The 12,879-nt window shown below is 67.7% G+C and carries 6 protein-coding genes and 1 pseudogene; 5 read left to right on the forward strand and 2 right to left on the reverse strand.

Annotated elements, in window-relative coordinates; translation table 11 throughout:
• Nucleotides 1-126: 126 nt before the first annotated feature.
• Nucleotides 127-1,248 (forward strand): transaldolase, encoded by a 1,122-nt coding sequence (tal, locus tag D7Y21_RS11545; RefSeq protein WP_121713160.1) that lies wholly within the window; start codon nt 127-129, stop codon nt 1,246-1,248.
• Between the two features lie 22 nt (nt 1,249-1,270).
• Here the strand turns inward: tal and D7Y21_RS11550 are convergent, their stop codons facing one another.
• Nucleotides 1,271-6,220 (reverse strand): hypothetical protein, encoded by a 4,950-nt coding sequence (locus D7Y21_RS11550; RefSeq protein WP_147469259.1) that lies wholly within the window; start codon nt 6,218-6,220, stop codon nt 1,271-1,273.
• A gap of 323 nt (nt 6,221-6,543) precedes the next feature.
• The gene (locus D7Y21_RS11555; RefSeq protein ID WP_121713164.1) at nt 6,544-8,352 is read right to left on the reverse strand and encodes a fibronectin type III domain-containing protein; all 1,809 of its coding nucleotides are present in this window, start codon (nt 8,350-8,352) and stop codon (nt 6,544-6,546) included.
• A gap of 179 nt (nt 8,353-8,531) precedes the next feature.
• Here D7Y21_RS11555 and D7Y21_RS11560 point away from each other — a divergent pair, with 179 nt between their 5' ends.
• From D7Y21_RS11560 to D7Y21_RS41750, 4 genes and pseudogenes are all read left to right on the forward strand, one after another.
• Nucleotides 8,532-9,791 carry a GAF domain-containing sensor histidine kinase gene (locus D7Y21_RS11560; RefSeq protein WP_121713166.1) on the forward strand — a complete coding sequence of 420 codons (1,260 nt, stop codon included), beginning with the start codon at nt 8,532-8,534 and terminating at the stop codon, nt 9,789-9,791.
• A gap of 35 nt (nt 9,792-9,826) precedes the next feature.
• A complete protein-coding gene (locus D7Y21_RS11565; protein ID WP_121713168.1) occupies nt 9,827-10,651 on the forward strand; it encodes a HEAT repeat domain-containing protein in 825 nt (274 codons plus the stop codon).
• Nucleotides 10,648-11,454, forward strand: coding sequence for a HEAT repeat domain-containing protein (locus tag D7Y21_RS11570; RefSeq protein WP_121713170.1), 807 nt, complete (start codon nt 10,648-10,650; stop codon nt 11,452-11,454). The genes D7Y21_RS11565 and D7Y21_RS11570 overlap by 4 nt, the downstream gene beginning before the upstream one ends.
• A gap of 207 nt (nt 11,455-11,661) precedes the next feature.
• Nucleotides 11,662-12,879 (forward strand): annotated as a pseudogene (locus tag D7Y21_RS41750) (hypothetical protein); the annotation flags it as partial.

Genomic DNA, 12,879 nt, shown 5'->3' on the forward strand with positions numbered 1-12,879 from the left:
CCCCGCCGGCCCTGTTCACAGGCAGAATCCGCGAGTGCCTGCCCGCCCGGCCGGACGTGGGCGACGGGGCATGCGCAAATTGAAAGAACGCCATCCGGGAGCCTCGCGCCCCCGCCGGGAGAATCCATGAATCCGCTGCGACAGCTCGCCGAGTTCGGCCAATCCGTCTGGGTGGACAACCTCCAGCGCAGCTACATCACCAAGGGCACGCTGAAGAAGTTCATCGAGGAGGACGGGCTCAAAGGGCTCACCTCCAACCCGACCATCTTCCAGAAGGCCGTGTCGGGCAGCGACGACTACCAGGACCTCTTCGACGCGGCGAAGGGCCAGGGCCTCTCCGGCAACGACCTCTATGAGCAGCTCGCCGTGCGCGACGTGCAGGGCGCCGCGGACCTCCTCAAGTCCGTGTACGACGCGACGAAGGGCCAGGACGGCTTCGCGTCGCTGGAGGTGTCCCCGCGCCTGGCGCTGGACACGCACGGCACGCTGGAGGAGGCGCGGCGGCTGTGGAAGACGCTGTCCCGGCCCAACGTGATGATCAAGGTCCCGGGCACCGTGCCGGGCCTGCCGGCCTTCGAGCAGCTCACCGCCGAGGGCATCAACGTCAACGTGACGCTGCTCTTCAGCCAGGAGCGCTACAAGGAGATCGCCGAGGCCTACGTCTCCGGCCTGGAGAAGCTCGCCGCGTCCGGCGGGGACGTGAGCCGCGTTGCGAGCGTGGCGTCGTTCTTCATCAGCCGCATCGACGCCATCGTGGACAAGGAGATTGAGAAGAAGCTCAAGGCGGGCGCCACGCCGGAGCAGCAGAAGGCGATGGAGGGATTGAGCGGCAAGGTGGCCATCGCCAACGCGAAGCTCGCCTACCGCACCTTCAAGGAGGTCTTCGGGAGCTCCCGCTGGAAGGCGCTCGCGGCGAAGGGCGCGAAGGTGCAGCGCGTGCTCTGGGCGAGCACCAGCACCAAGAGCCCGAAGCTGCGCGACGTGCTCTACGTGGAGGAGCTCATCGGCCGCGACACGGTGAACACCATGCCGCCCGCCACCATCGACGCGTTCCGGGACCACGGCAAGGTGCGCCCCAGCCTGGAGGAGGACCTGCCCGGGGCGGAGGCGACGATGCGCCAGTTGGAGGCGGCCGGCATCTCCATGAAGACGGTGACGGATGAGCTGTCCACTGACGGCATCCGGCTGTTCTCCGAGTCCTTCGACCAGCTGCTCGGCGCGGTGGGCGACAAGCTGAAGAAGACGTAGGAATCGGCCTTCTGCCCGGCGGTCAGGCTGACGCCGGGCGGAACAGGGTCTCGACCTGGAGCGCGATCTCGACAGCCTTCGGCCATCCCATGCTGAGGTACGCATCCAACGCCCGGAGGTAGTCGGCTCGGAAGTCCGGACGCACCGCGAGGGCGCCGTCGTCATCCGCGAAGACACGGGCGAGCAACTCGACCGCGAGGTCCGCCGCTTCCCGGTCACTCAGCTGGCCTCGGCTCATGGCCCCCTCGACGTAACGCCTCAACCAGTGGAGCGTGCGAGGTGCGTCCAGGTGAGCGCAGAACGAGAGCCCCTTGACGAGTGCGCGAGCCGTGAACGGCGAGAGCCGCTCCAGGAGCAATTCCAAAATCGGCTCGACGCGCCTCCACCAGGCACGCATGGCCTCCGCCTGGGACGCGAAGCCCGCCATCGGAGCCTCCGCCCCTCCAACCGAGAGATCCTCGTAGAGCGGGTCGCCCTTCTCCTCATCTTCGTCCAGAGGCACGAGGCGCAACCTCGCTGCGAGGTCTGGATCCTGGGTGCGCAACCATCGCATGGAAGCCCGGCAGAACTTGCCCGCGACTCCCTGGAAGCACTCCTCAAGGCGTTCACGCCACAAGTCGGCCCCCCAGGAGGTCGTGAGGACGCGGGGCGGCTGCCATTCAGGGGAATCAGCCCTCAACTCACCCAGGCAGCTCTTGAGGACACCAAGGAGGAGGGCCTGGGCGCGCTCCACGATTTCAGGTCTTCGAACCAACTCCGGGCGCTTTCGCGGGAGTCCTTCCGGGAGGACCACCCGAGTGGTCTGCCACAACACGTACTGGAGCTCCACGGCTCCATCCCGAGGCCCCTCCAGAAGGCGGGAGAGCTCCTCTTCCACCCAGGCCGGCGCAAGAACACAGTGAAGCATGCCGAGTGCTGCTCCCGCTGTCTTCCGAAGATCGAAGTGAGTATCCCGCTCTTCCTCACGACGTAGACGTGCTTTGTAGAGAAGTGCCTTCAACAGCGCGTCCGCACGGGTCGCATCCCGACCGCGGAGGTGCAGTTGCCAGGTGTCTATGAGGAGTCGATAGAGCAGCTCCGTGCCATCCCTCCGAAGGCCTACCTCCTCCACCCACTCCTCGAGCGACTCGAAGACGAGGGATGGAAAGGGCTCCAACAGGCGCCAGAGATACGACCCCAGCATCTGGCGTACCTTCCCGCGAGGGCTCCGAGCCACGCGACGCAATGCTTCTGCATGAGGGGACAGGCTCCCCGCGCGTAGCGCCAGGCCAATGAGGCCCCGGGCCGCGCTGGACTGAGCATCTCCGGGCTCCGCGCCAAACGCGTAAAGCCCCTTGGCGTTGGGATCAGAGGGCGAATCCAGTGCCTCCTCGAAGCGGGCAGTCATCTCCGCCATCTGCAGGTCATCCAGGACGACCCTGGCATGCGCCAGGTCCGACAGGGCATGAAGGACATATCGTCGGACGACGTCAACCAGCACGGGCTCCACGGAAGACGGAGCCGCCGCCATACGGGCTTCCGCCTCTCGGACGACACGAAAGACTTCTGCCACCTCCGCGCCAGGGTTCTCGAAGGCGAGGAGCTCACGAAGCGCGTCACCCACCTCGATGAGGGGTCCGTGCCCGGGACGGTCTATGTCGACGTGCCTGTTCGCGAGCAGGTCCTTCATGTTCTCGGGAATCGGAAGGATGGTGGGAACAGGAACGTCCTCATCGACGTCCGCGTTCCTCGAACCCAAGCCTTTGCTCAGGCGCAGCGCCTGCTCTCCCAGATGCTCCTGGGGAATTCTCCGAAGGAGAGTCGCCCTGGCTCGTTTGATTTGACGGAGCCGGGTCCGTGCGCCCCTGCCCACTTCGCCTCGGATTCCAAGAATCACGGCCTCAATGCGATGGAGGTCTTCCGGCGCCAGCTCGTAGCTGACAGTCTCCAGGGCCCTCCGGGCGAACCGATGAGTGCCTCGCCCCACGAGGACTGCGGGAGCCAGGAGCAACTCCAGGCACCTCCTCCCCAGGAACTCAGGAGCCTCTCTCATGGCAGCGAGAACCTGACACCAGAGACTCGCCTGGTCGTTCTCATGGAGGAGGACCGACCAGACCCGGGTGAATACCTCTTGTCCGTTTGCACCTTTCGCCAGCGCTACGAGCTGATCCCGCCAGCTCTCAAGGAGTTCGTTCGGGTTCTCCGTGTTGAGATTGATGGAGGTCCAGCACCAGCGCCAGTAGCCATCTTCCACCATCCGCCGCTCCTGGCCCGCCAGCTTGAGCGTCTCGAAAGGCTGACTGTGCGAACCGCGGTCGTGCCTCTTCGAGAATCGACGTGCCACGTGAAGCACGGCCCGGGTCGCCTCTTCGGGAGAGACTCTGAAGAAAGAAGGAAAGTCTCGGTTGAGCTGGAACCTGGCGCCCTCTCCACTGGCGCCCCATGGCGCGACCTGTTTCGTAAGCGCCTCCGCCCCGGAGAGCGTCCGCGCCTCCCAGCACCCGAACGCCACCTCATAGAGCCAGCGCGCCAGGCGTGCGTCTCCGCGCGCGATGTCACCGAGGTGGTTCGCGAGCTCGCTCAACGCAATGGCAGGCCGGGTCTCCAGTCCCTCTTCAACGAGGAGCTCACGGATGAAGTCACGGGAACGCTCCGGGGCTGAGGAGAACGTCCGGCAGATCCATCCGAGCATTGGACGCGGAGCTTCGCCCCAGGGGTCCTGACGGCTCCGCTCGTCCGCCAGGAGGATCGCGGCAGCGTTCATGAGCCCACGTGCCTCGTCTCCCAGGCTCTCGAGGTGCGCGTCCGCGGTGGCCAGGAGCAACTGGCAGGCCTCCAAGAGCTCCGGTCCCGACGCGCGCACCAACTGCTGTGCCAGGCGGAGCCACCATGCGCCTTCTCCCTGCGGGAAGCGGCGAGGCAACATGACGAAGGCAGCCCCGATGGCCACTCCCTTGAGCGCACGCGCCCAATCCTCCTCGTCACGGCCCGGGCCCAAGGCGCCCCGCATGAGCGGGTCGAGTTCTGCCTCGGTCTTCGCCTCCTCCGCGATGACCACGTAGGCCGAAAGCCGGTGCAGTCCCGAGACCCTGGCGCGCTCGAGCTCGAGCAGCAGATCCCAGAAGTCGAGCCGCCCCCTCACCCAGGTGTACCGCAGGAACAACACCAGGCTGGGGCGCAGCATGAGCGGCCAGGCCTCATCCGAGACCAGCTCGGCGGTCAGCCGCTTGCGACGGCGGCGCACGAAAAGCCGCTCGGCGGCATAGTCGAAGAAGAGGTGGTGCGAGAACTCGACACGCTCCACCTCGGGGAGCCGTCCGGGAATGAGCGGCGGGTGGCGGATGAGCCCGGTACTCAAGAGGACATCGAGCACGGGTGTCGGTAGCGCTCGCGGAGGTATCTGCAGTGTGCGCTCATGGACCATCTGATCCACCAACGCCGTGAGCCCGGCTTCGAGTTCGGCGTGCTGGGGGTGATCCAGGATGCGCCGCTCCCAGTAACGCTCGAACAGCTCCGCCTGTGTCGAAATCCCAGAGAGCGCCGTGGGCTCCTGCCCCTCATCGAGCATCTGGCAGAGCAGATCCAGGCTGAAGAGGTTCCGGATGACGGACCTCAGCGCGGGAGCATGAGTCAACACGCGTCCCAGCATCGGGAAGGCCGTCAGGACCTGCTGTAACTCTTGCTCGCTGAGCACATCGATGAGGAGCGCGTTCACCCGAGGCCCCAGCACGGCCGATGCGTCGGGAACGCCCTCCTCGGAGTCCAGCCACTCTGGCTCCCGGGCGAAGCACTGCTTGAGCCAGCTCGCGTACTGGGCATCCACCCGGCGGATGGAGACGACCACGCGCACTCCCGCGCCGCGGGCCTGTTTCAGCAGCTTCTGGTAGGCGTTCTGGGCACTGGCATCACGGACGCCATCCAGCCCATCGACGATGAGGGTGATGCCCCCGGTGGCCCGCGCCTCGCTGAAGAGACCACTCCAGGAGTGCTGAAGCATGAGCGTGGCGCCCATGCGCATGGGAGTGGGCCCCATCAGGGAGTCCGCGGCCCAGTACCAGACACGCTGCTCGCGCTTGCGCAGCTGACGAGCCAATTGGAGGAGACAGCCGGTCTTGCCCGTACCCGCGTCCCCGACCACCACGAACGAGGCTTCCGGTGCGTCCAGCAAGGCGCGGAGCGCGGGCCGCTCGAGCGAGAAGGTCCTCCCCAGTTGGAGGCGGGAGCGTCCCTCCTGCTCATGCGCGGCGAGCTCATCCTGTGAGAACTTGTCCAGGCGATCAAAGTCCCGCCAGTAATCACTCCCCTCCCGAAGTGAGACCTTCTCGGCCAATACCTTGCGGAGTGAGCTGCGGTCATGGAAACGCCGTTCCGCCAGGAGATCATCCGCGCAGCGGTGAAGGAGCGCCATGGCCGTGGGCGCTTGCCATGACTCTGAGAGGAGCCCGTACTGGAGGGCATCTTGAGCGCTCAGGAAGTCTGCTTCTCCTTCCGCCAGCCGGAGCTGTGCCACACACACCTGTCGAAGCAGGTGCTGTCGTAGAGTGCCCAGCGCCGCGAGTGAGTACTTCCCGGCAAGCCGATCCAGGATCGAGGTGATGTTTTCGGCCAGCTCGTGCTCCCGGGCGTTGGTCGCGGCCGCCACCAGGGCCTCTCCGTCCGCCAGGGAGCGGTAGCGGTCTAGGAGCTGGACGAGGCGAGTGAGCGTTCCATTGTGCTCCTCGTAGAAGAGGACATAGCGGCGCTCCCCCGTCTCCCCTGCGTCCGCCTGGGACTGCCGTGCGAACTGCAGCAGGACGGAGCCCCACTCACTGTCTTCGGACACCCCCACCTTGAGCGACCGCTTGCACTGCCCATAGAGACGTGCGCCGCCAGACAGCTCGACCCGGATGTCGTCGATTGCGTCTCCACTCTCCCCGGCAAGCCGCTCCGCGACACAAGCCCCCACCAGCCCGAACCGGGCGCCCAGGCGCGTGCCCAGGAGGATCCGCGTCATCCACCAGGCAGCCACCCGGGCCTGGAAGCGCTGACCTCCAGCCATGGCGCTACCACCGGCATCGCTGCGCTCCGTCCGTTCCATGGGCTCCCGACTGTAGCGCTCGGCAAGCCAGACGAGTGAGTCGATGTCGGCGGGATCGCATGCGTGAGGACTCGGCGCATCGCGTTCTCCGGGCATCATCCCCTGGCGGCTCCCCCTGGGGCGGGCAGCCCGGAGGCCCCGGGAACACTCCCACCTCCTTGCCGTGCCCATTGGAAGGCAATGCCTTGCACTCCACCCGTCCCGCCGCGTTTCACGGGTGGAGGCAAAGCCTCACGGGTCTACCGGTAGGTGTCCAGGTAGGCGCGGTGGCTGCTGGAGAACTCGTAGTTGGTGAACTTGTCCCAGTTGATGGACCAGGTCATCAGCCCCTTGAAGCCCGGGTACCCGCCGGCCTGGCGCAGCACGTAGGTGCCGCCGAAGGACTGGCCCTTCATCAGGTAGTCCAGCGCCTTCTGCACGTTGGCGGGCGTGGTGTAGCCACCGCCCGCGGCCTGCGGCGAGGACGGCAGACCGATGATGACCTGCTCCGGCCGGAGCGCGGGGAAGACGGCGCTCGCGTTGCCGCCCACGGGGAAGCCCTGGAGCAGCATCTCCGCCATGGCCACGTGGAAGTCCGGCGTGGACTGCGCATACGCGCGGCCGTCCAGCCCCATCACGGTGCCGGTGTTGTAGTGCTGCACGTGCAGGTACGTCAGCCGGTCGCGCAGCGCGTAGATGACGGGGAGGTAGGCGCCCCACGGGCCGCCATACGCCGCGTAGCCGCCCTGCACGTAGGCGGTCTCCGGCGCCATGGTGAGCAGGAAGCCCGCGCCGTTGTCGTTGAGCAACTGGCGCGTGCCGGCGATGAGGTGCTGGATGCGGGGCGTGGTGGGGTTGCGGAAGTCGGTGTCCCCGCCGTTGAGCGACAGCGACGCGCCCTCCAGGTCCAGGTCCAGGCCGTCAAAGCCATACGTGTTGATGAGCCCCTGCATGCTGGTGACGAAGGCCTGCCGCGCCGCCGCGTTGTCCAGGTGGATGGTGCCGTTGGCGCCGCCCAGCGAGATGAGCACCTTGCGGCCCTGCGCCTTGAGCGTGGCGATGTCCGCTTTGAACTCGGCCACGGTGGCGTTGTACGGGGTGAAGCCCATGGTGCCCGACGGAGCACCCGTCACCGGCTCCGCGAAGGCCACCTGGATGACGTTGAACCGGGACGACACGTCGCGCAGCCGGATGTTGGTGGAGCCGTTGTCGAAGTTGTGCCAGTAGCCGACCAGCACCTTGTTGCCCGCGGGCGCGGTGTTGCCCGTCGTCACGGCGACGCTGTTGCTCGCGGCGGAGCGGTTGCCGGCCGCGTCGCGCGCCTTCGCGGTGAACGTGTAGGTGGTGTTGGCGGCGAGCCCCGTCACGGTGGCGCTCGTGGTGGTGCTGGTGGCCGCCGCGCTGGTGCCGCCGTTGACGAAGATTTCGTAGCCGGTGACGCCCACGTTGTCGGTGGACGCGTTGAACGCCAGGGACACGCTGGAGGACGTCACGCCGGTGGAGCGCAGCGAGCCGGGCGCGGTGGGGGCCTGCGTGTCCTGCGCGGGGCGGTTGGGCGTGGTGGTGCTGAACGCGGCGCTCGCGGCTGAACGGTTGCCCGCCGCGTCACGCGCCTTCACGGTGAACGTATAGGAGGTGTTGGCGGCGAGCCCGGTGACGGTGGCGCTCGTCGTGGTGGAGGTGACGGACGCGGAGGCGCCGTTGTTGACGAAGACCTCGTAGCCGGTGACGCCCACGTTGTCGGTGGACGCGCTCCAGGTCAGCGACACGCTGTCATACGTCTTGGAGGGCGAACCGACGCCAGAGGGCGCGGTGGGGGCCTGCGTGTCAGCGGGAGGATTGCCGGTGCGCTCCAGCCACAGGGCGAGCACGTTGGGCGGCTCCCAGCCCACCAGGGACGTGTGCGACTGCCGGCAGTCGTAGCCCTTGCCACCATAGGACGCGATGTCGCCCACGGCGTACGCGACGCCTGGGGCCCAGGCGCCCCGGTCCGCGGCCAGGGCCAGGGTGGGAAGAATCAGCAGAAGCACGGCGAGGGCCGCGCGGGACGACGAACGAGGGGGATGCATTGGGGGAAAAGCCTCCCGGAAATGGGTCCGGGACACAGGGAGGGCGGACCCGGGGGAAGCGGGTCAAAACCCCTGAAAGATTTTCCTGAGCGGGCCTGGAAGGTTGGTCAGCGAACGGAGGAACTGGCCCCTGGGCTCAAGCTGTCCAGCCATTGTCCCAAGGTTCTAAAGTCCGTCCCATGAAGTTCCTAGGTGAGTTGGACGAGGCCTCTCTCGCGCGGACCCAGCGGTGCAACCGTCGCCTCGCGGATCCGAACCGTCTGCAGGCCATCCGGGACACCGGGTTGATGGACACGCCCCAGGAGGAGGCCTTTGACCGCCTCGCCCGGCTGGCGGCGCAGCTGCTCAACGTCCCGCTGACCATCATGTCGCTGGTGGACTCGAACCGGCAGTTCTTCAAGGCGGACTTCGGCCTGCCCTCGCCCTTCCGGGAGACGCGGACGCTGCCCATCGACGCGTCGCTGTGCCGCTACACGCTCGAGGGGGAGCCCATCATCTCCTCGAACGCGCCCGCGGATCCGTTCCTGAAGTTCCATCCGTCCACCGGACCCTGGGGCATCGTCGCCCTCATCGTGCTGCCGTTGATCAATCCGGACGGGCACGTGCTGGGGACCTTCTGCTGCATCCAGCCCACGGTGCGCGAGTGGACCGCGCAGGATCACCTCATCATGAAGGAGATGACGGCCTCCATCATGACGGAGATCAACCTCCGCGATCAGCTCCGGAAGTTGAAGGCCGAGCAGCGGATGCGGGACACGTTCGTCGCGGCGCTCACGCACGACCTGCGCACGCCCCTGACGGCGTCGAAGCTGAGCGTGCAGCTGATGGGCAGGCGCCACGCGGACCTGCCGAGCGTCCAGTCCTCCGTGGCCCGGGTGTCGGCGAGCCTGGACCGCGCGGAGCGGATGATCCAGAACCTGCTGGACGCCAGCCGCATCAAGGCCGGCAAGCTGGTGGCGCTGGAGGTGAAGGATTGCGACCTCCACGCGGTCGCGGCCCAGACGCTGGACGAGCTCTCGGCGGTCTACCCGGAGCGCTTCGTGCTGAAGGCGGAAGGCCTGTTCACGATGCGGGCGGATCCGCTCGGGCTGCGCCGCATCGTGGAGAACCTGGCCTCCAACGCGGCGAAGTACGGCGCTCCGGACACCCCGATTGAAGTCCGGCTGGAGCGGCATGAAAGCCAGGTGAGGCTCCAGGTGCGCAACCAGGGCACGCCCATCGCCGCGGAGGATCAGCAGACCATCTTCGAGCCGTTCCATCGCACCCAGTCCGCGACGGAGAGCGCGGAGAAGGGCTGGGGACTGGGGCTGCCGCTGGTGCGGGGCCTGGCCGAAGCGCACGGCGGCAAGGCCACCGTGACGAGCAGCGCCGAGGAGGGGACCTGCTTCACCATCACCCTTCCGCTCGACGCGAGCACGAGGCAGAGGCTCTCCGCGTAGGGGTTGGGGAGCGCGCCTCGCGCTATCCTTTCCCCATGGCCACTCCCGATCCTTACGACGCCATCTCCACGCTGGAGCTGGCCCTCCTCCAGCTGAAGGAGGACAGGACCTGGGCCGCGTACGAGGCGCTGCGAAAGCGGGACCGAGAGGAGGTCTTCGAGGCCGCCGTGCAGCTGCTGCGGTCTCCCTCCGCGCGGGAGCGAGCCCTGGGTGCGGATCTCCTCGTCCAGGCGACCGGCTACGACGAGGAGGCACGCCTTGAACGCGGGGCGCGGTCCGCGGACGTCCTCCTGGCCGCGATCCCCACCGAGCCGGACGCCAGCGTCCTCCGGGCGATGGGACACACCCTGGGCTACCTCGCCGACGCCCGGGCGGTGCCCGTGCTGCGGGCCTTGAAGGACCACCCAGATTCCCGGGTCCGGCTGGGAGTCGCCTCGGGTCTGTCGCAGCACCAGGACCCCGTGGCCCTCCAGACCTTGCTCGAGCTCTCCCGGGACACGGACGCGTCCGTGCGCGAGGAGGCAATCTCCGCCCTCTCCCTCAAGGACGAGGACGCGGTGGATTCTCCAGAGCTGCGGGAGGCGTTCTTGGACCGGCTCTCGGATGAAGTCACCGACATCCGGACGGACGCCTTGGTCGGGCTGGCCCGGAGGAAGGACCCTCGTGTGCGGGAGCCCCTCCGCCGCGAGTTGGAGCGGCAGCCCACCACATCCACCGCCATCGAGGCCGCGAGGTACCTGGAGGACGCCTCGTTCCTGCCGCTGCTCCTCGCGGTCCGAGAAGCCACCCGCCCCATGGACGATGTCTTCGAAGACGCCATCGACTTCGCCATTGATTGCCTGGGAGGGCGCGCGCCATGAAAGACCACTCCATCCAGGAGTTGATTGCCCTCGCGTTGCAGGGCGACGAGGAGGATGAAACGGCCTGGGAGGCCATCCGCGAGTTGCACGACCGGGGCGGCGACGAGGTGTTCGAGGCCGCCGTCGGGTTGCTGCACTCCGCTTCTTCACGCGAGCGTGGACGCGGCACGGACATCCTCGCGCAACTGGGCGGGCGGAAACGCAGCGACGCACTCATGGCGAAGTGCGCGGATGAAATCCTGTCCGCGCTCGCGACCGAGCAGGATGCCGACGTCCTGGGTTCAATGGGTGTAGCCCTGGGGCACCTCCGGGATACCCGAGCGGTTCCCGCCCTTCAGCCCCTGAAGGACCACCCGGACGAGGACGTCCGGATGGGCGTGGTCATGGGGATGATGCCCCACCGGGATCCGGTCGCGATCCAGACCTTGATTGCGCTCTCCCGAGACAGCGACGAGGACGTCCGCAACTGGGCGACCTTCAGCCTGGGCAGCCAGGCGGAGGACGTGGATACGCCCGAGCTTCGGGACGCGTTGTTCGACCGGCTCACGGAGTCCGACATGGAGCTTCGCGGCGAGGCCCTGGTCGGACTGGCGCTGCGCAAGGACCCGCGTGTCCTGGAGCCGCTGCGCCGCGAGTTGGAGAGCAGCGAGGTCGTCGTCCTGGCCGTCGAAGCCGCGGAGAAGTTGGAGGACACCTCGCTGCTGCCGCTGCTCCTTCGCCTTCGGGACCGAGCCGGCGATGCAAACAGCTACTTCCGCAGCGTCCTCGCTGACGCCATCGGCCGCCTGGAAGCACTCGCCTGAGCAATGCCTGTGCCGGACCGGTCTCCGTGGAAATCCCAGGACTTCCAGACGTGAGGGGTGCGCCTCCCGCAGGGAACCTGACCTCTCCACAGGACAGGAAGCGTGCACACGCCCCACGTGTGCCTTGCGGTGCGGCGGTGGGTGCACTAGCCATCGGGGGACGAGGGCCGACGGCGCCGACCGCTCGGGTCCTCCGAGGATGACTTTATGGCCCAGCGCCGCCCGACCCGACCTTCCGCCTCCTCCGATTCGTCCAAGTCCCGCAGTGCCGCTGGCAAGGCCGCCACGAAGCCCGGGGGCCGTCCCGCCGGGGGCAAGGCCCCTGCCCCGGCGAAGAAGGCCGTGGTCGCGAAGCCGGTGGCGCAGGCACTGAAGACCGCGGCCTCGAAGCTGAAGCAGGTCGCGAAGGCGGTGAAGGGCGCGGCGGCGAAGGCACCGGCCTCCAAGGCAAAGCCTGTCGCGAAGCCCACCGTGAAGGCGGCTCAGGCTTCGAAGACTTCCGCATCGAAGGCCGCACAGGCTCCGAAGACTTCCGCATCGAAGGCTGCACAGGCTCCGAAGACTTCCGTGGCGAAGTCGGGTGCTCAGGCTACGAAGGCGCCTGCCGCGAAGTCCGCGACTCATGCGCCGAAGTCCTCCGCCGTGAAGCCGGGCGGTGCGACGGCGCTGAAGACGCCGGCCGCGAAGTCCGCACAGGCTCCGAAGGCGCCCGCAGCGAAGTCCGTCGCGCCGCCGCCTACCGCGAAGCCGGGCGCACAACCGTCGAAGCTGCCTGCTGTTGCGAAGGCTGCGGAGCAGACTTCGAAGACGCCTGTCACGAAGCCCGCCTCGGCCGAGGAAGGCCCCAAGGCCGATGCATCGAAGTCCTCCGAAGTGGCTACGGAGCTAGCTTCGACCAAGAAGGGCCCAAAGGCCTCCGCGTCAAAGGCTGCCCAGGAGCCTGCATCGACCGAGGAGAGCCCGAAGGCTTCCGCGCCGACGCCCTCCGAACAGCCTCCCCAAGCTCCCGAGCCGACCGCCGCGGGTGCGGAGACGACCGAACTGAAGACGGACGTCAGCGAGGCCCCTTCGAAGCGCGCAGGGAAGGCGCCCAAGGGCTCTTCCGCGAAGAAGACCCCGGCAGAAGTAACTCCCGCCGCCACGCCGCAAGAAATCCCCGCGCCTTCCCCTTCGGAGACCACCCCGGAGTCCACCACTCCCGCGCCCCAGGCGGAGACTGGCTCCACCGACGCCGCTCCCGCGAGCACCGTGGAAGGAACGCCTCCCGCCACGGAGACGACGACCGCCGAGGAAGCCCCCTCACGCAAGGCCTCGGGCCGCGCCGCGAAGCGGAAGTCCTCCGAAGCCGAAGCTGCTCCCACCGAAGCGCCTGAAGAGGCGTCCGCCCCTCCTGCCCCCAGCGAGGAGCCTGCATCGAAGTCGAAG

The organism is Corallococcus sp. AB045 (assembly GCF_003668895.1).
Taxonomy (GTDB): Bacteria; Myxococcota; Myxococcia; order Myxococcales; family Myxococcaceae; genus Corallococcus; species Corallococcus coralloides.

What these genes read in the sequence shown, in the direction of transcription:
- tal (WP_121713160.1), top strand. Translation starts at nt 127, where the DNA reads ATGAATCCGCTGCGACAGCTCGCCGAGTTCGGCCAATCCGTCTGGGTG.
- D7Y21_RS11550 (WP_147469259.1), bottom strand. Translation starts at nt 6,220, where the DNA reads ATGACGCGGATCCTCCTGGGCACGCGCCTGGGCGCCCGGTTCGGGCTG.
- D7Y21_RS11555 (WP_121713164.1), bottom strand. Translation starts at nt 8,352, where the DNA reads ATGCATCCCCCTCGTTCGTCGTCCCGCGCGGCCCTCGCCGTGCTTCTG.
- D7Y21_RS11560 (WP_121713166.1), top strand. Translation starts at nt 8,532, where the DNA reads ATGAAGTTCCTAGGTGAGTTGGACGAGGCCTCTCTCGCGCGGACCCAG.
- D7Y21_RS11565 (WP_121713168.1), top strand. Translation starts at nt 9,827, where the DNA reads ATGGCCACTCCCGATCCTTACGACGCCATCTCCACGCTGGAGCTGGCC.
- D7Y21_RS11570 (WP_121713170.1), top strand. Translation starts at nt 10,648, where the DNA reads ATGAAAGACCACTCCATCCAGGAGTTGATTGCCCTCGCGTTGCAGGGC.